Genomic DNA, 246 nt, shown 5'->3' on the forward strand with positions numbered 1-246 from the left:
GCCCTGGCGCAATCAAAAGGTAAAGCGGCGCTATTAGATTTTTATGCTGACTGGTGCGTCTCTTGTAAAGAGATGGAAAAATTGACTTTCACCGATGATAAAGTGAAGGCAAAAATGGACCAGATGTTATTGCTGCAAGTCGACGTCACCGCCAATAATGCAGATGACAAAGTATTACTGAAACGCTTTGGTTTGTTTGGTCCGCCTGGGATTATTTTCTTTAATCAGCGCGGAGAAGAAATTACT

Annotated in this window: 1 protein-coding gene; it reads left to right on the plus strand. The window is 42.3% G+C overall.

Features of this window, described 5'->3' with window-relative positions:
• Nucleotides 1-246: thioredoxin family protein (locus QN347_RS20610; RefSeq protein WP_323494520.1), on the plus strand; the 246-nt coding region annotated here is incomplete at both ends.

The organism is Sphingomonas sp. 10B4, from assembly GCF_035019905.1.
Lineage (GTDB): Bacteria > Pseudomonadota > Alphaproteobacteria > Sphingomonadales > Sphingomonadaceae > Sphingomonas > Sphingomonas glacialis.